The sequence below is a fragment of the Streptomyces sp. NPDC005181 genome, assembly GCF_040608395.1.
GTDB lineage: Bacteria > Actinomycetota > Actinomycetes > Streptomycetales > Streptomycetaceae > Streptomyces.
This window is the reverse complement of the sequence record NZ_JBEXID010000050.1, coordinates 12,614-31,851: the sequence shown is the minus strand read 5'-3', so window position 1 is coordinate 31,851 and position 19,238 is coordinate 12,614. Positions and strand designations below refer to the sequence as shown.

The window sequence follows — 19,238 nt, the reverse complement described above, 5'->3', positions numbered from 1 at the left end:
GGGTAGGTGGCGCGTAGGTGTCGGCGAGCGGGACGTGTCATGGGCCGCGGGTGACCCGTGCCGCTGCCGGGGACACAGCCCCGGAACGGGCCGGTCCGGTGCGGCCTGACGACCGCATGCCGTCCGTCCTGCGCTGCGCCGCCGCACTCGTAGCGCCGGCCGCCGTGGTGACCGGGCAGCCGCGTCGGCGGTGGCTCGTCTCGCGGGCCGACGGGTCAGGAAGTGGCGTCGTCGGCCAGTTCGGCGACGCCGGTGATCCGGTGCAGCGGGTAGGTGCGGACCTCGTCCGCCGTGTGGTCGTACGCCGTCACGAAGCCGCCCTCCACCCGGACCGGGGCGATGACCCGCTGGCTGGCCGCGCCGTCCGCGTTGACGTAGCCGATCCACACCGCGGAGCCCGTCATGGCCGCCGCCTGGACGGTGGCGAGGGTCTCCGCGGACGTGGTGCGGGGCAGCGAGCCGGCCGCGGCGGCGGGGGTCCCGTCCGTTTCCTTGTGGACGATCGTCGCGGCCGTGTCCCCGGCGCGGATCGCCCGCACCGCCGCGCCGAGCAGTGTTCCGTCGGGGACCGGTGGGCCCTCGGGGACGGGGGCGGGGGGTGTACGGGGCGGGGTGCGGCGGATGCCCGCGCGGGTGATCAGGACGTCGCCCTCGGCGGACTCGGCGGCCGGGGCGTAGCCCATCTCGCGCAGCCCTTCGAGCAGGGACGCCGGGTCGATCTGGGCGGCCAGTGCCGTCGGCGCGAGGCGGCGCAGGCGCAGGGTGGCCGAGCGCCGGTCGGCGAGGATCTCGTTGAGCACGGCCTCGTCGTCGCAGCGTACGTACGCGGACGCGGCGCCGATCCGCAGATGGCCGTGGCGGCGGGCGACGTCGTCGATGAGATAGCTGAGGGGCTGCGGAACCGGCGTACGGCTGTGCGCGGCGAGGAACGCGTGCAGATCGGCCGCGGACTGTCCGGCGTCCAGCGCGCGGCGCACGGAGCCCGGCGTGAACCGGTAGACCGTCGCGCCACCCTTCGACTCGATGTCCGCGAGGGCGGACAGCGTGTCGGCGAGGGGGCGTTCCAGCGGGCCGGGTGCGACGGCCGTCAGGTCGGCCTGGAGCAGGACGTGGTCGAGGGGTTCCGGGATGAGCGGGGCGAGCAGCGCGGCGGCCTTCGCGGGTCCGGAGTCGAGCAGGGCGCGGGCCTGGGAGGAGAGTGCGCCGCGGCCGGTGATGCCGAGGAGTTCGGACTCGTTCAGCGTCCACAGGGCGATCCGGGACCGCAGGTCGATGGTGTTCCCGGCGGACGTGGAGGCGCCGCGCAGCGGCCGTTCCCAGCGGAGCCGGGCGAGCAGCGCCTCCGGGTCCGGGGCGGTGCCGGGGTCCAGCGAGGCGAGCAGGGCCAGGATGTGGTGACGTACCTCGGGGGCGGCCGAGCGGTCGAGTTCGGGGCCGAGCGCGGACAGGGCCCGGCCCTTGGCGTCCTGGCCGCCGACCAGGCCGGCGGTGCGGGTGGCGGCGAGCCAGGCGGTGGCGAGGTGCACCCAGCGGTCCTGGACGGGGAGTTCGGTCCAGTCGTCGTACGCGGGCGTCGGCGCGTACCGCTCGTCGGCCTCGCCGTCGGGGGCCAGCAGCCCGGCCGCGTAGGCGAGTTCGAGCCAGAACGCGGCGATCGGCTCGGACACGTCGAGGACGGCCGCGGTCCGCTTCAGCTCGCGGACGCTGAGGCCCCCGGCGCGCAGTATCGGCGGGCCGCCGCCGTTCCAGCTCGTCAGCAGTTCCTCGACGGTGGACACCGCCAGGAATGCCTGGCCCGCCGCCGCGCTGTCCACAGCCTGGGGATCGCGCGTCACGGCCGCCACGACGGCGGGCGGCAGTGGCTCGGGTACGCGGTGGGCGCGCCCGGCCCGCAGATGCAGGGCCGCCTCGCGCGGCAGGACGACCGTGCGTGTCGACACGGGCAGCAGCAGCCCGCGGTCGCGCAGCCACTTCACGGGCGGCGTCGGGTTCGGGGTCACTTCCCCGTACGGCGGGCCCCACACCAGCCGGTCCAGTACGGACAGGGCCTCGACCGGGGCTGTGTCGAGCAGCTCGCCCATCCTGGTGCGGTCGGTGAAGAGCGCGGACAGGGAGGCCACGGCGGAGACCGGGTCGTGGGTGGCGGGCAGCGAGGCCGCCGTCAGGATCTCCTGGAGCCGGCCCGGCGACATACCGGCCGTGGCCTCGGCGACGGTCGGCCCCAGACCGGTGGGGGAGGGGTGCTGCGGGGACGGGGCGAGGAGTTCGCGCGCGGTACGCACCAGCCGCAGCCGGTCGTTTTCGCCCCAGACCAGGGCCTGTTCGCGCAGGGTCGCGAGGGCGCCGGGTGCCGCGCTCCGGATCGCCGCACCCGCGTCGTCGCGGTGCGCGCCGTCGTCCTGGCCGTCGCCGGTCAGCAGGGCGAGCAGAGTGTCGTACGGGGCCGGATCGGGTGCGACGGCCAGCGCCTCCGCGGTCTGCAGGGCGAACCGGTCGAGGTGCTCCAGCGCGCGTACGACAGAGGCCCGGGTACCGGCTCTCGTCGCCAGCTGGGTGATGTCGTTCGGCACGGGGGACAGCAGATCGGGGCGGGCACGGAGCAGCCCGGCCAACGACTCGTCGTCCCGGGCGCGCAGAGCTTCGGCGAGCGTCCGCGGTGGTGTGGTCATCCCCATCCGTCCCACGGTAGTCGCTCCGGACAGGCCCGAGGGCGCTACGGTCGGTGCAGACCGGTCAGAGGGGAACCATCGCGTGGGGATCGAGAGCGACCAGCTCGTCTACGACTATCTGAGCCGGGTCGGGGATCTGGCCCAGCAGCAACAGCTGTCCTCGGGCACCCGGATGCGGCTCGTGGCGGCACTGCGCACCGAGATCGACCGGCAGCGCGGAAGCCAGGCCACGGACACGCCGGCGTCGGTGCGCCGCATCATCGGACGGCTCGGCACACCGGACGAACTGGTCGCCGCGGCGGCCCGGTCGGCCGACGGAACGGTGACGTTGCCGGGGGCGGCAGGGGCACCGGATGCGGGTGATCCGGAGTCGCGGGGGATCCCGCGGCCACGCAGAGGGACGCTCCGGAAAGAGAGTTCGCGCAAGGGCGCGTCGGAGGGGGCGACAGGGGCCTCGGGGGTCTCGGGAGTCCCGGGGATTGCGGGGGGCGATGTGCCGGCGCAACGGGTGCCCTCGCCGCCGCACATGGCGGGGACGGACGAGCTGGGCGCGTCCGGGAGCGAACCCGACTGGTGGCGCATCGAGCCGGGGCCGTTCGGGGACGGGGTGGAGGTGCCGGGGTTCGTGGGCGGGGTGGAGATCGCCGAGCTGTTGAGGCCACCGCGGCAGTCGGTGGAAGGGGCCGTGGAGGGGGCCGGTCCGGATACGGGTGCGGACGAGGGCGCGGGGGGCGACGGTGCCGGGGCCGGCTCCGACGGTGGCGGCTCCGATGAGGCGGACGACGCGCCGCGCGGTCGGTGGCGGCCGCGGCTGCGTCGGCGTACACCCCCTGAGAACAAGGGATTCCGGTTCTCCCACCCGTTGTTGCTGCTCGCCGCCGCGCTGCTGGTCACCGGTGCGGTGACCGGGTACTGGGTGGCCCTGGCAGGCGGCTGGCTGCTCGCGTACGGCTCACGCACGCTCTCGCGCAGGGAGGCGAAGCTGGCCGCGATGGGGCTGCCGGGGGTGGTCGCGGCGGGCGGCCTGGTCTGGCTGTGGGGGCGGATGGACGGGCGCTGGGGCGAGCCGATCCCGGAGGACGGGATGGGCGAGGCGCTGAGAGGGGTGTGGCCGGTGGTGGTGCGGGCGGCGGCGGTGGCGTCTGCGGTGTTCTTGGTGTGGCGGGCGCGGAAGCGGGTGGAGTAGGCGGGGGCTTGTGCCGTGGCGTCCGGCGGCCGGATCTGTCCTCAGGCGCCGGACGGACTGGGTGTGCGGGCCTGCCGCGTCCGGCGGGTTCGGGCCCATGGGGTGGGCGCCGGTGCGTCTGCCCGGGGAGTGGTGGGCGGTGCCCCTCCGGGGTGTCTCCGCAGAACTGGCGCGGAAGCCGGCAACGCGGACGAACCCGGCACGTGCGCCAGTCCCTGCGGGGGAGTGCTTCTTCGGGGTGCTCAGACGGGTGCGGACGGGGTCCAGGGGGCGCCCGGCACGACCAGGGGCGAACCCGTCACCGGGTCCGGGACGATCACTGCCGCCAGGCCGAACACCTCGCGCACGAGCTCCGCGGTGACGATGTCCGCCGGGTGCCCCTCGGCGACGATCCGGCCCGCCTTCATCGCGACCAGGTGGTCCGCGTACCGCGCGGCCTGGTTCAGGTCGTGGAGCACGGTCACGACCGTCCGGCCGCGGCTGCCGTCCGCCGCCGGAGAGGCGAGCTGGCGCACCAGGTCGAGGACCTCCACCTGATGCGAGATGTCGAGGTATGTCGTCGGCTCGTCGAGCAGCAGCAGATCCGTCTCCTGGGCCAGCGCCATCGCGATCCAGACCCGCTGCCGCTGCCCGCCGGACAGTTCGTCCACCGGCCGGTCGCCGAGCGCCGTGATGTCCGTACGGTCCATGGCGTCGGTGACGGCCCGCTCGTCCTCCTCCGACCACTGCTGCCACCAGTGCTGGTGCGGCTGGCGGCCGCGGGCGACGAGGTCGGAGACGGTGATCGCCTCGGGTGCGACCGGGGTCTGCGGCAGCAGTCCTATCGACTGGGCGATCTTCTTGGTGGGGATCCGGGACAGCTCCGTACCGTCGAGGAGTACGGCCCCGCCGCGCGGCTTGAGCAGTCGGCCCAGCGCGCGCAAGGTGGTCGACTTGCCGCACGCGTTCGGGCCGACGATGACCGTCACCCGGCCGTCGGGAACGGTGAGGTCCAGCTCGTGCACGACCGTGCGTTCCTCGTAGGCGAGGGTCAGTCCGCGCGCGGTGAGCCGGCCGGTCGTCACCTCGGCGACGGCATCGGACGTACGGGTCGAGCTCATGCCTTGCCTCCATTGCGGCCACCGTGACCGCGGATGATCAGCCAGATCAGATATGGGGCGCCGACCGCCGCCGTCAGCACGCCCACCGGCAGCTCGGTGGGCGAGAAGAGCTTGCGTGCCAGCAGATCGGCGAAGACGACGATCACTGCGCCGAGCAGCGCCGAGCAGAGCAGCGGGATCTGCGCGGTACGTGTCATGCGGCGGGCGATCTGCGGGGCGAGCAGCGCCACGAAGTCCACCGGCCCGGCCGTCCCCGTCGCCACGGAGGCCAGGATCACGCCGAGTGCGACGAGCCCCAGGCGTACCCGGCCCAGCCGTACGCCGAGCGCGGTCGCGGTGTCGTCGTCCATCGAGACGGTGCGCTGCGCACGCGCCGCCCACAGGACGGCCGGTACGAGCGCGAGCAGCGTCCAGCCGATCGGCGCCACCTCGTTCCAGCCGCGGCCGTTCAGCGAACCCGTCATCCAGATCTGCGCCTGCTGGGCGACCAGATAGTCGCCCTTCGTCAGGAACAGCGTGGTGACCGACCGCAGCGCGATGGCGAAGCCGATGCCGATGAGGACGAACCGGGTGGCGTGCAGCCCGCCGCGCCACGCGAAGACGTACACGAGCGCCGCCGCCGCGATCCCGCCGATGACCGACAGATACGGCAGCACGGTGTACGAGGTGACGCCGAACGTCATCGCGCCGACCGTGAGCGCGCCCGCACCCTGGCTGATGCCGATGATGTCGGGGCTGGCCAGCGGATTGCGGGCCACTGTCTGGATCAGTGCCCCGGCGATCCCGAAGGCCACGCCGACGAGCAGCCCGACGACCATGCGCGGCAGCCGCAGCGTCCCGACGACCAGTTCGTACGGCGACGGCTGCCCGAGGATCACCTTCACGACCTCGGCCGGCGCGACGAAGCTCTCACCGACGCAGAGGTACGCGACACAGACGACCGCCAGCAGCACGACGAGGACCGTCGCGGCGACGGTCGCACGCCGGTGCAGCAGGAACCGCCCGCGCGCCCCGATCCGTACGACGCTGTACCCGGCGGGCCGGACCCGGGTCCGGGTGAGGGTGCCGCTCATGCCGGGACCGCCTTCCGACGTACCAGTGCGACCAGGAACGGCACCCCGATCAGTGCTGTCATGACACCCGCCGGGACCTCGCTCGGCGGGAAGACGATCCGACCGATGACGTCCGAGACCAGCAGCATCACGGGCCCGATCAGCGCCGCCATCGGCAGCACCCACCGGTGGTCGCTGCCGACGATCGCGCGGGCGATGTGCGGGACGGCCAGCCCGATGAACGCGATCGGCCCGGCCGCGGCCACCCCGACCCCGGTCAGCACGGTGGCCCCGATGCCACCGACGATCCGTACCGTCGCGACCTTCTGGCCCAGCCCCTTCGCCACGTCCTCGCCCAGCGCCAGCGCATCGAGACCCCGCGCCACGGACAGCACGAGCACCGTGCCGACCAGCAGGAACGGCCAGATCTGCTGCGCCACCTCGGCCTCCCGCCCGGCGATCGAACCGACCTGCCAGAAGCGGAACTCGTCGAGCGCGGACGCCTTCGTCGTCAGCACGGCCATCGTCACCGACACCAGCAGCGCATTGATCGCGGCGCCGCCCAGCGCGAGCTTCACCGGCGTCGCCCCGCCGCGGCCGCGCGACGCGATCGCGTACACGGCGACGGACGCGAGGGCCGCCCCTGCGAACGCGTACCAGACGTACCCCGTCAGCGTGTGGATCCCCGCGTATGCGATGGCCAGCACCACCCCGACCGAGGCGCCCTGGCTGATGCCGAGGATGCCGGGGTCGGCGATGGGGTTGCGGGTGATGCCCTGGAGCACTGTGCCCGCGAGGGCCAGCGCCGCACCGACCATCAGCCCGATCAGGGTGCGCGGCACCCGCAGCTGGCGGATCACTTCCGCGGCGTCGGAGTGCCCGCCGTGCAGCAGGGCGTCGAGCACCGCGGACGGCGCGATGGTGCGCGCGCCCACGGCAAGGCTGAGCAGGACGGCCACCAGCAGCGCCAGGACGGCCGCCGCCGTCGCGAGAGCGCGTCTGTGGCGGCGAGGTGCGGCGGCTGGCATCGGACCCAATCGACAAACGGGACGACCTGGCTCTGTGCAGCCACGCGTGGCCGGGCACAGCTAGGTAAGGCTTGGCTTAGTCTAGGCGGGCTGTGAGGGGGCCCGAAGGGCGAGGGTCAGATCTGCGGCCTCGGCACAATGGGAACCATGGCTTCGCACCCCCTGACGGTCGGCTTCGACCTCGATATGACGCTCATCGACTCCCGGCCCGGCATCAAGGCCGCCTACCAGGCACTTTCCGCCGAGACGGGGACGCCGATCGACGCCGACCTGGTCGTCAGCAGGCTCGGTCCGCCCTTGGAGGACGAACTGGCGAACTGGTTCCCGGCGGACGTCGTGGCCGCCACGGCCGACCGCTACCGGGAGATCTATCCCACACACGCCATCACCCCGACCCCGGCGCTGCCCGGCGCCCGGGAGTCCGTCGCCGCGATCCGCGAGCGGGGCGGCCGGACGATCGTCGTCACGGCGAAGCACGAGCCGAACGCCAGGCTCCACCTGGCGCACCTCGGGATCGAGGCCGACGAGATCGTCGGCGGCCTGTGGGCGGAGGGGAAGGCGCGGGCGCTTCGCGAGCACGGCGCACAGGTGTACGTCGGCGACCACACCGGGGACGTACGCGGCGCCCGCACGGCGGAGGCGCTGTCGGTGGCGGTCACGACGGGCCCGTGCGACGCGGACGAACTGCGAGCGGCGGGCGCGGACGTGATCCTGCGGAACCTGACGGAGTTCCCGGCCTGGCTGGACGCCTACCGGGCCGGCTAGGGGCTGTCCGGCGGAGCACACCGCACCCCGCGGCCCCCGTCCCGCCCGTGTTCGCTCTACCGCGCGGCGTCCCGCTTCGGAGATCCTGACCACGCCGACCGCACCACGCCGGCGGCCGCGATCAGGAAGCCCACCCCCATCAACATGCACACCGCATACGCGATGGACGGGAACGGGTCGGTCCCGAGGAACAGCGGGGCCACGGTGACCAGTGTCGCCAGTGCCCCGATGAAGAAGACGATCGCGCCGACCCGGACGAGCCGGTCGCCTGCGCCAGAAGAAGGAGGAGGAGTACTCACCCCGCAAGGGTAGTTCCCACCCCGGAAGAACCCCTCTTCACCCGTAGTGCGCCGTTTCTGGACACAGTCCGGATGACCAGGCTTGACGAGGGGTACTGCACCTGTGGAGGCTTCTGCCAGCAGGGGAGCACGACCATGGTCCGGCCTGACCTGCTGAGGCTTGGTTCCGGCATACAGGTTGAGATGGGGTGCGTGCTTTGCCGACTGGCAAGGTCAAATGGTTCAACAGCGAGAAGGGCTTCGGCTTTCTTTCCCGCGACGACGGTGGCGACGTGTTCGTGCACTCGTCGGTGCTCCCTGACGGAGTCGACGCCCTCAAGCCCGGCCAGCGCGTCGAATTCGGCGTCGTGGCAGGTCAACGGGGAGACCAGGCGCTGTCGGTGACGATCCTCGACCCGACGCCGTCCGTCGCGGCCGCCCAGCGCCGCAAGCCGGACGAACTGGCATCGATCGTGCAGGATCTGACGACGCTGCTGGAGAACATCACGCCGATGCTGGAGCGGGGCCGCTACCCCGACAAGGCGGCCGGCAAGCAGATCGGCGGCCTGCTGCGCGCGGTCGCCGACCAGCTCGACGTATAGCGGACCGGCTGCGGGCCGCGCAGCCTGCAGCCGGTCCACCGGCGCCGCTCACCGTCAGACGAACGACAGCGCGTCCGGGCCGAGGGGCGGTACCAGCCCCTCGGCCGCCGCGCGGGTCAGCAGTCCGCGGATCGCCGCGTAGCCGTTCTCACCGAGGTCCGCGGTGAACTCGTTGACGTACAGCCCGATGTGCTGGTCGGCCACGGCCGGGTCCATCTCCTGGGCGTGCTCCAGCACGTACGGCCGCGATGCCTCCGGGTCGTCCCAGGCCATCCGTACCGACGTGCGCACCGACTCGGCCAGTACCTTCAGCTTCTCGGCGCCCAGCGACCGCTTGGCGATGATCGCACCGAGCGGAATGGGCAGCCCGGTCGTCAACTCCCAGTGCTCGCCCATGTCGGCGAGGCTGTGCAGCCCGTAGTTCCGGTACGTGAACCTCGCCTCGTGAATGACGAGACCGGCGTCCACCTTCCCGTCCCGTACGGCGGGCATGATCTCGTCGAACGGCATGACGACGATCTCGCCGACGTCACCCGGGACGACCTCCGCCGCCCAGAGCCGGAACAGCAGATAGGCGGTGGAGCGCTCGCTCGGCACGGCGACGGTCTTCCCCGTCAGATCCGTACCCGGCTCCTTCGTCAGGACGAGTGGGCCGCAGCCGCGCCCCAGCGCCCCGCCGCAGGGCAGCAGTGCGTACTCCTCCAGAACCCACGGCAGCACCGCGTACGACACCTTCAGTACGTCCAGCTCGCCGCGCTCGGCCATGCCGTTGGTGAGGTCGATGTCGGCGAACGTGACATCGAGGGCGGGCGCGCCGGGGACCCGGCCGTGCGCCCAGGCGTCGAAGACGAACGTGTCGTTCGGGCAGGGCGAGAAGGCGATGCGCAGGGCGCCGCCGGCCGTGTCAGTGGTGTCGGTCATGGTGGGTGGTCCAGCCTTCCAGTACGGGGATGAGCTTCCCGAACGCCTCGGTGAGCGCGGCCAGCGCGTCGCCGATGCGCCAGGCGTCCCGGTCGCGCGGGCCGACGGCGTTCGAGACGGCCCGGATCTCCAGCACCGGTACACGCAGCCGCTCGGCGGCCTCGGCGACCCCGAAGCCCTCCATGGCCTCGGCGGCGGCGTGCGGGTGGGCGGTGCGCAGAGCGGCGGCGCGTTCCGCGCTGCCGGTCACGGTGGAGACGGTGAGGACCTCGCCGGTCAGCGCGCCGGTGGCCGCGGCCACGTCCCGTACCAGGGCGGGCGGCGGCACGAACCGCTCCCGTCCGAAGCCCAGGGCGGTGACGGGCACGAACCCGTCGGGGGTCTCGGCGCCCAGATCGGCGGCGACGATGCCGCTCGCCACGACGAGGGAGCCGACGGGGGCGCCGGGCGCGAACCCGCCGCCGATCCCGGCCGAGACGACCAGGCCGTACGGTCCCTCCCCGGCGTCGGCGCCCGGACCGGCCCCCGCCCCGGCCCCCGAGGCCAGGGCGAAGGCGGCCGTGGCGGCCGCGGAAGCCGGACCCGCGCCGCCCGCGACGACATCGAAGTCACCGGCGCGGTGCAGCTCGGCGCCGGGCACATAGAGGACCTGCGGCCTGTCCGTGAACGCACGCGTGACCGCGTCCCGTTCCACCGGGACAGCGGTCACGACAAGCACACGCACGGGGAGGGCCCTCCCGGGTCAGGAGGGGATCAGGCGGTCTTCTTGAGCTCGAAGTGCCAGATGCCGGTGAGCTTCTTGCCGTCGGTCTCGACGATGCTGATCTGCGTCTTGTTCGGGGTCTCGCCGGTCTGGCTGGAGAAGAAGGCGCTGCCCGGGATGGACCGGTAGGTCTTCTTGTACGGCTCCTGCTCGGCCTGCTGGCCGTTGATGAAGAGCGTCCAGCCCTTGTCCGCGATCTCCGGGTCGACGCCGAAGCGGACCTTGTCGTCCATCGCGACCTTGACGGACTTCTCCGCCTTCTTGTTCAAGCAGGTCTGGATCTGCGAGTCCTTGAGGGCATCGCCGTCGTTGTAGCAGGACGCCTCGGTGCTCACCGAGGTGTCGCCGACCGTCACGGTGGCGAGCGGCGTCGGCTTGTCGCAGGCGGACAGGACAAGGAGTCCCGCGGACACGGCACCAAGAGCGACGCCGATACGACGGCCCTTACCGGAGAAGAACGCAACGGTCATGGGCCGAAGGTTATCGGTCGCTCCCGCTCACGCCACGCGGGGGTGCGGCGAGCCGCGCCGCGCAGCGCTCAGCAGACCCCGTACGGAGGCTGCCGCACCAAGGGCGAGGATCCCCGCAGCGACCGACATCCCCAGTACGCCGTTGAGGGGGAGAGAGATGCCGATGGCGCCGCCGACCACCCAGGACACCTGCAGCAGTGTTTCGGACCGGGCGAACGCGGAGGTCCGTACCTCCTCGGGCACGTCGCGCTGGATCATCGCGTCCAGAGACAGCTTGGACAGAGCCTGGGTGAAGCCGGCCATCGCGCCGAGCGCGGCGACCATCAGGGTGGAGAAGAAGACCGCGGCGAGGACGGCGACGCCGAGGGCCAGCCCCAGCACCGAGGCGATGATCACCTCGGGGCCGCGGGTCCGGAGCCAGGAGCCCATGGCCGTCCCGAGCGCATTGCCGACACCGGCCGCGACACCGACGATGCCGAGCGAGACCGCGGCGCTCTGCCCGGCCAGCGGGTGCTCGCGCAGCAGGAACGCCAGGAAGAAGATCAGGAAGCCGGAGAGGGCGCGGTGCGCGGCGTTGGCCTGGAGCCCGTGCAGGACGGAAGGCCCGACGGTCCGCAGCCCGGGCCGCTTCTCCTTCTCCCCGGACCTCGCGGTGGTTTTCTTCCCGTCGGCCCTTTTTCCATTGGCCTTGGGCTGTTTGGTGAGGGCGGACGGCTGATGGCCGTGGAGCTCGACCAGCTGGGCCCGGCGCTCACCCTTCGACGAGTCGACCTTGCGCGGCAGTGTGAAGGCGAGCACGGTGCCGCCGATGAAGATCACGCACGCGCCGTACAGCGGCCAGCCGGGTCCGATGGTCTGCAGCCCGGCCCCGATCGGCGCCGCCACACCGGTGGCCAGGAGCCCGGCCAGGGTGACCCGGGAGTTCGCCTTCACCAGGGAGAAACCGGGTGGCAGCAGGCGTGGCACGACCGCGCTTCGGACGACCCCGTACGCCTTCGAGGAGACCAGGACGCCCAGCGCCGCCGGATACAGCTCCAGACCGCCCGTGGCGACCGCGCCCGACATGGTGAGTGCCAGCAGGGCCCGGGCCAGCATGGCGGCCGCCATCGCGGCGCGGCGGCCGTGCGGCAGGCGGTCCAGGAGCGGGCCGATGACGGGGGCGAGGAGGGTGAAGGGTGCCATGGTGATGGCGAGATAGAGAGCGACGCGCCCGCGGGCCTCGTCCGTCGGCACGGAGAAGAACACCGTCGAGGCGAGCGCGACCGTGATCATCACGTCGCCCGCGCCGTTCACGGCATGCAGCTCGATCAGTTTGCCGAGCCCGGATTCGCCGGCGCCGTGCGCGTGGGTCGCCTTGCGGATGCCTTTCGCCGTGCCGGTGAACGGCGCGTGCAGGGCATGACCGATCGTCCGGCCCGTCCTGCGGAGCGGGCCGGACCCGTCGTGCGACCTGGCGGAAGCCACCTCGTCATAGTGCCCCAGTCACATCGGTAACGAACCGAGAACGGTACGAGTCGCGATGAGTGCCGCCCTCTCGGGTCAGTCATGAAACCGCTGGCGGCCCGTCCCACGTGCGTCCCACGTGCGTCCCACGTGCGTTCCGCGTGCGTTCCACGTGCGCCCCGGGTCCGTCTCGTCGCCGTCCCCATGACCGAGCTGACACGGACACGGCAGTGGATACGGCCTTGTTTGGGACGGGCAGGTGGGCGGGGAGCGGCGGAGAGGGTAGCGTGCGTAGCGCGCCACCGGCGGTTGTTCTTGGCCGCGCGCCTCTCGGCGATCCCGCAGAATGGATAGCAGAAGGCGCGCCCGAGGCAGGCACAACGGGTGTGGACGTCGACGCGGCCCCCAGGTCCGCTCCGCCCGCAACCGTTATGGCCGTAATCGATGGATCTGCTGGCGCGCTCGTGAGACGGCGTATGGAGAGAAGCGAGACCTGTGAGTGCTGCTACGACGCGAAGCCGTACTGCCCGTACCCCTGCCCCCGACCGCCTGTGTGCCGAGGCGGTAGACCTCGCACGCTCGGCGGCCGAGGAGGCCGCCGCGCCAGGAGTGGTCGGTGAGCACGTGGGGCTGGTCTCCGAAGGGGACCGGGTCGTCACGCACTACTTCGAGTGCAAGGAACCCGGCTACCGGGGCTGGCGCTGGGCGGTGACGGTCGCCAGGGCCTCCCGCGCCAAGAACGTCACGCTCGACGAGGCGGTACTGCTGCCCGGGACGGATGCGCTGCTCGCGCCCGAGTGGGTGCCGTGGAGCGAGCGGCTGCGCCCCGGCGACATGGGACCCGGCGATCTGCTGCCCACCGAGGCGGAGGATCTCCGACTGGAGCCGGGATACACCGGTGAGGACGAGCCGCCGCCGAACTCGGTGGTCTCCGAGATGTCGGAGGAACTGGCCGATCTCGTCGACGCGGAGGACGCGGAGCTGACGACGCGCCCGGGGACGACGGACCGTGGCTCGATCGCGGCGGTCGCCGAAGCGCTCGGGATGCGTCGGGCACGGGTGCTGTCCCGCTACGGGCTGCATGCGGCGGCCGACCGGTGGGACGAGGCGTTCGGCGTGAAGACACCGATGGCGCAGGCGGCACCGGCGTCCTGCGACACGTGTGCCTTCCTGGTTCCGATCGCGGGATCGCTGCGGCAGGCGTTCGGGGTGTGTGCGAACGAGTTCAGCCCGGCCGACGGGCGGGTCGTCTCGCTGTCGTACGGGTGCGGCGGGCACTCGGAGGCCGCGGTGATGCCGAAGCCGCCGAAGCCGGCGCCGCATGCGTTGGACACGATGCAGGTGGACGAGTACCTGCTGCGCCCGGCGCGGGACAGCGGGTCGGTTCCGGCGGAGCCGGATGCGCCGTCGGAGGACCTGGGCCACTCCTGACGCTCCTGGCCGCTGGGGTCCGGGCCCGCGGATCGCTTGCGGCGCACGGCCGCCGGGTGACCGCTTTGTCCCCAATCGCCGGATGGGCTGGATCAAGCCTGTCCGGCGATTGGGGACAAAGCGTGGCGCACGGGCTCGGCGCACCGGCTTTCCGCTCGCGGTACCTTCGGGCGCACACTGGCGGCACGGGTGCACCCGCACCCCCCGCCGCACACGGGTAACGCGTCACCGGACAGAGCGGAGTCAGAGCGTGAGCATGAATGCGACCGAGGGGGCCGATCCGTTCGGGACGGCGCGGCTGCGGCGCGGGGTGCTCGACGCCTGGGGCGCCGGTCCCGCCCGGTTCCGGGAGGACGCCAACGCCGAGGAGGACCTCGCGCTCGGCGGCTACCGTGACCGTCTCGTCGTCGAGCTCGCCCAGAACGCCGCCGACGCCGCCGCCCGCGCCGGCGTTCCCGGCCGCCTCCGTCTCACCCTGCACCCCGGCGACGCCGGGAACACCGTCCTCGCCGCCGCCAATACCGGCGCCCCCCTCGACGCCATCGGCGTCGAATCGCTCAGCACGCTCCGTGCCTCCGCCAAGCGCGAGGGCCACGAGTCCGCCGTCGGCAGGTTCGGTGTCGGCTTCGCCGCCGTGCTCGCGGTCAGTGACGAGCCCGCCGTCGTCGGCCGGCACGGTGGGGTCCGCTGGTCCCTCGCCGAGGCCCGTGACCTCGCCCGGCAGGCCGCTGTCGGCAGCCCCGGTCTCGGTGACGAACTCCGCCGCCGCGACGGTCACGTACCGCTGCTCCGGCTCCCGCTGCCCGCCGAGGGCACCGCACCGGACGGGTACGACACGGTCGTCGTGCTGCCGCTGCGCGACGGTGTCGCCGAGGACCTCGTCGGCCGGCTGCTCGCCGCCGTCGACGACGCGCTGCTCCTGACGCTGCCCGGCCTCGATGAGATCGTCATCGACACCCCCGACGGGGTACGGACGTTGCACCGCTCCCAGCACGGCCCGTACACGCACGTCGACGACTCCGTGCACGGCAGGAACCGCTGGCGCACGGTCGCGCAGCACGGTCCGATCGAGCCGGCCCTGCTCGCCGACCGCCCGCTGGAGGAACGGCTGCGCCCGCACTGGTCGGTGACCTGGGCGGTGCCCGTGGACATCGACGGGGCGCCGGTCTACCCCCGTACCGCTCCCGTCGTCCACGCCCCGACGCCCACCGACGAACCCCTCGGCGTGCCCGCCCTGCTCATCGCGTCGCTGCCGCTCGACACCACCCGCCGCCACCCCGCGCCCGGCCCGCTCACCGACTTCCTGGTGCAGCGCGCCGCCGACGCGTACGCCGAACTCCTCGCGGACTGGCATCCGGTGAGCGTCGGCACGATCGACCTGGTGCCCGGCCCGCTCGGCAAGGGCGAACTGGACGGCGCGCTGCGCGGCGCGATCCTGGAACGGCTGCCGCGCGTCGCGTTCCTGGAGCCCGCGGCCCCGCGCGACGCCGCCGCCGAACCGGACCGGTGGGACGTCTGGGACGCGGAGTCGGAGAGCGCCCGCGAGGCCACCACCGCACTGCGGCCCATCGAGGCCGAAGTGCTGGAGGGGGTCGGCGCCGAGACCGTCCAGGTGCTTGCCGAGGTGCTGCCGTGCCTGCTGCCCGCGGGACTTGAGCGTCGCAGCGAACTGCGCACGCTCGGGGTGGCCAGGGTGCCGCTGACCGAGGCCATCGACCGGCTCGCCGGTCTGGAGCGCGATCCCGACTGGTGGCGGCGGCTGTACGACAGCCTGTCCGGCATCGACCCGGACCGGCTCTCCGGACTGCCGGTGCCGCTGGCCGGGACGGTGGATCCGGCGACCGGCGGGCCCGACGGCCCCGCGGCCCCGCGCACCACGATCGGGCCCCGTCAGGTCCTGCTGCCGCTGCCCGACGCGCTCACCGGCTCCGTCCTCGGCCGGCTGGCCCGGCTCGGGCTGAAGGTCGCACATCCGGACGCCGCCCATCCGCTCCTGGAGAAGCTGGGCGCCCTGCCCGCCACCCCGCGCGCCGTGCTGACGACCCCGCAGGTGCGCACGGCCGTCGCCGGTTCGATGGACGCGGGCGAGGTGTGGGACGAGGACGCGCTGGACGTCGAAGAGCTCGCGGAGACCGTCCTCACGCTCGTCCGGGACGCCGATCTGTCGCCCGGTGACGAACCCTGGCTCGGCGCCCTGGCGCTCCCGGACGAGGACGGCGAGCCCGCGCCGGCCGGTGAACTCGTGCTGCCGGGAAGCCCGTTCGCGCAGATCATGCGCGACGGCGAACTCGCCCTCTGCGACGAGGAACTGGCCGACCGCTGGGGCGAACAGCCGCTGACCGCCTGCGGGGTGCTGGCCACCTTCACGCTCGTCCGTGCCACCGATGTCGTCCTCGACCCGGACGAACTGGAGCCGCGCGAAGGTGACTTCGCCGAACCCGACGACGCGGGGCTGCTCGACGCCGTCGACGTGTGGTGCGAGGACATCCTCGACCAGCTGCCGGACACCCCTGTGCCGCCGGTCGCCACCGAACTCGTCGCCGTCCGCGACCTCGACCTCGTCGACGACGACGCCTGGCCGCAGGCGCTCGCCCTGCTCTCCCGGCCGCCGCTGCGCGACGCACTGACGCAGCCGGTGCGGGTGCTGCTCCCGGACGGCACGACCCGGTCCGTGCGCCCGTACACCGCCTGGTGGCTGCGCGACCACCCGGTGCTCGGCGGCCGCCGCCCGGCGGGGCTGCGGGCTGCGGGCGGCGACCCGCGGCTGTCCGGACTGTACGACTCCGCCGACGCGACCGGCTTCGACGACGTCCAGGTGCTGCGTGCCCTCGGCGTCCGGACGTCCGTCGCGGCGCTCCTGGACGAGCCGGGCGGTGCGGCCGAACTTCTCGGCCGGCTCGCGGACGAGGGCCGCCCGGTCGGCTCCGTACAACTCCACGCGCTGTACACGGCCCTGGCCGATCTCGACCCCGAACACGTCACGCTGCCCGACGAACTGCGGGCCGTGGTCGACGGCGAGGTGCGGGTCGTCGACGCGGCGGACGCGGTGATCGCGGACGCCCCCGATCTGCTGCCGCTGACGGACAGTCTTCCGCTGCTGCCGGTGGCCCCGGCGCGCGCCGCCGAACTGGCCGAGCTGTTCCAGGTGCGGCGGCTCGGCGAGACGGTCGAGGCGCAGGTGACGACGGAGGGCGAGGAACACCAGGTGCCGGAGCCGGTACGGATCCTGCTCGGTGCCGGGACCCCGGACACGTACATCGAACACGGCGAACTCCGCGCGGGCGGCGTCGAACTGGACTGGCGCCGCACCCCGGACGGGGTCGTCCACGCGTCGACGCTGGAGGGCGTCGCGGCCGGCCTGGCGTGGGCGGCGGGGCAGTGGCCGCGCCGCTTCGAGGTCGCCGCGCTGCTGGAGGACCCGTCGCGTACGGAGGAAATGGCCCGCGACCGCTGGTTCGACTGACGGCACAGGCCTCCTTGCCAGGGCCTGGTCATGTATACGTAAAGAATCTCTACAGCCGTACAACCGTTCACCCGTCCCATTGATCTCGTCTGTGAAGCCACCAGGCTTCACAGACGATCTTGGGCCCCACGGGCGGACGACCTCCGTGGGCCCCCTTCTCCACATGGGGAATGAACATGCGTATACGTGCCACTGTGGCTGCCCTGACCGGCGCCCTGGCTCTCTCCGCCCTCGTCGTACCGTCTGCGGCCCAGGCCACCGACGTGCACCACTCGGCCCTCGCCGACGTCCTGCGTGCCGTGCACGCCACGTCCGGCACGAAGACCGGCGCGCGCTCCGTCGGCGCGGCCGAGACCGCCGGCGTCCCGCTCGACCTCACCTTCTCCAATCTGTCGGTGAACGGCGGCAAGCCGATCGTCGTGGGCACCACCAACACGAAGACCGTGCCGACCACGTTCACTGTGACGCACGCCGCCGACGTGGACATCTTCGCCGACGACTTCGCGCTCGATATAGAGCTCTACCGCGGTTCGTTCGACGAGCCGACGAACTTCCTCTACGGCGACGTGGCCCCCACGTGCCAGGCCGTCTCCTCGACGGTCGCCACCTGCAAGGGGCAGATCGACGTCTGGCCGCAGATCGACTTCATCGGCAACGCGGACGCCACGACGTGGAAGGCGGACGGCTTCGCCGTCGACTTCAACGGCCAGGACCCGTCCGACCCCAATTTCGACCCGAGCCTGATCGACTACGCGCTGCAGGACGGCCTGGGCACCACCAAGCTCCAACGCTTCTCGAAGCTGACCGTCAACGCCGCCCCGGAGCCCGTCAAGAAGGGCAAGACCATCACGGTCACCGGCAAGCTGACGCGCGCCAACTGGGACGACTTCGCCTACCACGGCTACACCGTCCAGCCGGTGAAGCTGCAGTTCCGTAAGAAGACCAGCACCGCCTACACCACGGTGAAGACGATCAAGTCGAGCAGCACCGGTGCCCTGAAGACCACGGTCACGGCCTCGGTCGACGGCTACTGGCGCTACAGCTTCGCCGGTACGTCCACCACCCCGGCCGTCACCACCGCCGGTGACTTCGTCGACGTGCAGTAGTCACAGCAGTAGTTCCACCAGCGGTTCCACCCGGGCAGCGGGATCTCCGAGCGAGGTCCCGCTGTCCGGCGGACCCACCGACTCATCGGGTCCCGCTGTCCGGCGGACCCACCGACTCATCGGGTCCCGCCGAGGCCGGAGCCATCGGAGCCACTGCCTGCGGGGCCCCTTTCTCCACTGGGGACACTTATGCGTATGCGTGCCACCGTTGCCGCAGTATCGGGCGCTCTGGCTCTCTCCGCCCTCGCCGGGCCGGCCGCGCACGCGGCAACGGCGAATCCCGTCATCTCCAAGGTCACCGTCAACGGCGGCAAGAACATCGTCCTGGGGACGACGGTGCCGAAGACGGTCACCGTCTTGGTCACTGCCTCGCACGCCTCCGGCATTGCCGGCGGCTGGCTGATCCTCTGGCACGGGACGAGCCTGGAAAAGGGCATGGACGGCGCGCTGGTGCCGACGCAGGACGCGACCTGCAAGGACGCGAGCGCCACCACCGCCACCTGCTCGCTCACCGTCACGGTCGACCCGAGGGCCGACCTGACCAAGAACGCGCTGGCCGGCTCCTGGCACATCCTCGCGGGCGTCGAGGCCAAGGACGGCTCCAGCACGTCCTACGACTCCTACGCCACGACTCATGTGCAGCGGCTGTCGAAGCTGACGGTCAACGCGGCCCCGGAGCCCGTCAAGAAGGGCAGGACCATCACGGTCACCGGCAAGCTGACGCGCGCCAACTGGGAGACGCACGCCTACGCCGGCTACACCGTCCAGCCGGTGAAGCTGCAGTTCCGTAAGAAGACCAGCACCGCCTACACCACGGTGAAGACGATCAAGTCGAGCAGCACCGGTGCCCTGAAGACCACGGTCACGGCCTCGGTCGACGGCTACTGGCGCTACAGCTTCGCCGGTACGTCCACCACCCCGGCCGTCACCACCGCCGGTGACTTCGTCGACGTGCGGTAAC

16 protein-coding genes are annotated in these 19,238 nt (G+C 72.5%); 7 read left to right on the top strand and 9 right to left on the bottom strand.

The features are described from left to right. Positions 1–215 precede the first annotated feature (215 nt). Positions 216–2,675, bottom strand: a complete 2,460-nt coding sequence (locus ABZV38_RS26755; protein WP_356330989.1) for a helicase C-terminal domain-containing protein — start codon at positions 2,673–2,675, stop codon at positions 216–218. A gap of 76 nt (positions 2,676–2,751) precedes the next feature. Between ABZV38_RS26755 and ABZV38_RS26750 the strand changes: the two genes are divergently transcribed. After that, positions 2,752–3,855 carry a hypothetical protein gene (locus tag ABZV38_RS26750; protein ID WP_356330987.1) on the top strand — a complete coding sequence of 368 codons (1,104 nt, stop codon included), beginning with the start codon at positions 2,752–2,754 and terminating at the stop codon, positions 3,853–3,855. Between the two features lie 242 nt (positions 3,856–4,097). Here ABZV38_RS26750 and ABZV38_RS26745 read toward each other — a convergent pair whose 3' ends face one another. Genes ABZV38_RS26745 through ABZV38_RS26735 form a run of 3 tightly spaced genes read right to left on the bottom strand, consistent with a single transcriptional unit; the run spans position 4,098 to position 7,035 of the window. After that, complete coding sequence (locus ABZV38_RS26745) at positions 4,098–4,955, bottom strand: ABC transporter ATP-binding protein (protein ID WP_356330985.1); 858 nt, start codon at positions 4,953–4,955, stop codon at positions 4,098–4,100. Then, on the bottom strand, positions 4,952–6,028 hold the full coding sequence (locus tag ABZV38_RS26740) for an iron chelate uptake ABC transporter family permease subunit (protein WP_356330983.1): 1,077 nt from the start codon (positions 6,026–6,028) through the stop codon (positions 4,952–4,954). Before ABZV38_RS26740 ends, ABZV38_RS26745 begins: the two co-directional genes overlap by 4 nt. Further along, a complete protein-coding gene (locus ABZV38_RS26735; protein ID WP_356330981.1) occupies positions 6,025–7,035 on the bottom strand; it encodes an iron ABC transporter permease in 1,011 nt (336 codons plus the stop codon). Before ABZV38_RS26735 ends, ABZV38_RS26740 begins: the two co-directional genes overlap by 4 nt. Positions 7,036–7,182: 147 nt before the next feature. Here ABZV38_RS26735 and ABZV38_RS26730 point away from each other — a divergent pair, with 147 nt between their 5' ends. Beyond that, entirely contained in the window at positions 7,183–7,800 is a 618-nt protein-coding gene (locus ABZV38_RS26730; protein ID WP_356330979.1) for an HAD family hydrolase, read from the top strand. Positions 7,801–7,856: 56 nt separating this feature from the next. Here the strand turns inward: ABZV38_RS26730 and ABZV38_RS26725 are convergent, their stop codons facing one another. After that, positions 7,857–8,099 (bottom strand): hypothetical protein, encoded by a 243-nt coding sequence (locus ABZV38_RS26725; RefSeq protein WP_356330977.1) that lies wholly within the window; start codon positions 8,097–8,099, stop codon positions 7,857–7,859. Positions 8,100–8,296: 197 nt separating this feature from the next. On the opposite strand from ABZV38_RS26725, the gene ABZV38_RS26720 reads away from it, so the two are divergent. Then, positions 8,297–8,680, top strand: coding sequence for a cold-shock protein (locus tag ABZV38_RS26720; RefSeq protein WP_030926546.1), 384 nt, complete (start codon positions 8,297–8,299; stop codon positions 8,678–8,680). 54 nt (positions 8,681–8,734) lie between these two features. On the opposite strand, the gene ABZV38_RS26715 is transcribed toward ABZV38_RS26720, so the two are convergent. From ABZV38_RS26715 to ABZV38_RS26700, 4 genes are read right to left on the bottom strand one after another with little or no spacing between them, the layout of a single operon-like run. Beyond that, positions 8,735–9,601, bottom strand: a complete 867-nt coding sequence (locus tag ABZV38_RS26715) for a 1,4-dihydroxy-6-naphthoate synthase (RefSeq protein ID WP_356330975.1) — start codon at positions 9,599–9,601, stop codon at positions 8,735–8,737. Then, positions 9,585–10,325: a futalosine hydrolase gene (locus tag ABZV38_RS26710; protein WP_356330973.1), complete on the bottom strand. Its 741-nt coding sequence runs from the start codon at positions 10,323–10,325 to the stop codon at positions 9,585–9,587. The genes ABZV38_RS26715 and ABZV38_RS26710 overlap by 17 nt, the downstream gene beginning before the upstream one ends. Positions 10,326–10,354: 29 nt before the next feature. Further along, positions 10,355–10,834: a DUF2771 domain-containing protein gene (locus ABZV38_RS26705; protein ID WP_356330972.1), complete on the bottom strand. Its 480-nt coding sequence runs from the start codon at positions 10,832–10,834 to the stop codon at positions 10,355–10,357. Between the two features lie 27 nt (positions 10,835–10,861). Further along, the gene (locus ABZV38_RS26700) at positions 10,862–12,298 is read right to left on the bottom strand and encodes an MFS transporter (RefSeq protein WP_356330970.1); all 1,437 of its coding nucleotides are present in this window, start codon (positions 12,296–12,298) and stop codon (positions 10,862–10,864) included. 474 nt (positions 12,299–12,772) lie between these two features. Between ABZV38_RS26700 and ABZV38_RS26695 the strand changes: the two genes are divergently transcribed. From ABZV38_RS26695 to ABZV38_RS26680, 4 genes are all read left to right on the top strand, one after another. Next, entirely contained in the window at positions 12,773–13,708 is a 936-nt protein-coding gene (locus tag ABZV38_RS26695; protein ID WP_356330968.1) for a DUF3027 domain-containing protein, read from the top strand. A gap of 256 nt (positions 13,709–13,964) precedes the next feature. Then, positions 13,965–17,171: a molecular chaperone Hsp90 gene (locus tag ABZV38_RS26690; protein WP_356331023.1), complete on the top strand. Its 3,207-nt coding sequence runs from the start codon at positions 13,965–13,967 to the stop codon at positions 17,169–17,171. A gap of 176 nt (positions 17,172–17,347) precedes the next feature. Continuing rightward, entirely contained in the window at positions 17,348–18,277 is a 930-nt protein-coding gene (locus ABZV38_RS26685) for a hypothetical protein (protein WP_356330966.1), read from the top strand. A gap of 189 nt (positions 18,278–18,466) precedes the next feature. Beyond that, a complete protein-coding gene (locus tag ABZV38_RS26680; RefSeq protein ID WP_356330964.1) occupies positions 18,467–19,237 on the top strand; it encodes a DUF5707 domain-containing protein in 771 nt (256 codons plus the stop codon). Position 19,238 lies beyond the last annotated feature (1 nt).